Source organism: Halomonas sp. BM-2019 (assembly GCF_017584085.1).
Genome location: NZ_CP071922.1, coordinates 2,286,510 through 2,286,808, shown reverse-complemented (window position 1 = coordinate 2,286,808; position 299 = coordinate 2,286,510). Strand labels below are relative to the sequence as shown.

General features: G+C 50.8%; 1 protein-coding gene. It reads right to left on the bottom strand.

All coding sequences use genetic code 11. From position 1 onward, the window contains the following. Nucleotides 1-64: 64 nt before the first annotated feature. The coding region (locus tag J5F18_RS11345; protein WP_346298741.1) for a 2-oxo acid dehydrogenase subunit E2 at nucleotides 65-299 on the bottom strand (235 nt) is incomplete at its 5' end.

The following is a 299-nucleotide window of genomic DNA, read 5'->3' as shown; positions in this document are numbered from 1 at the left end:
AAAAGCCAGTCAATAACAAAGTTATCGACTGGCTTTCAGATGCTTACGTTCGGTTACAGAGCGCTTAACGCATAACCGTCAGCATTTGCATTGGATCTTCCAAGAATTGCTGCCAACGCTTATTGAAGTTGGCAATAGTAGCGCCGTCGATAATGCGGTGGTCGCCAGACCAGCTTGCAGTCATCATGTCGCGCCCCACTACACTGCCGTCTGCTGCAAAGCGTGGCAGAGTCTGCACTTTACCAAGCGCAACAATCGCTGCTTCCGGCTTGTTGATGATCGGTGTAGTCACCGTGCCA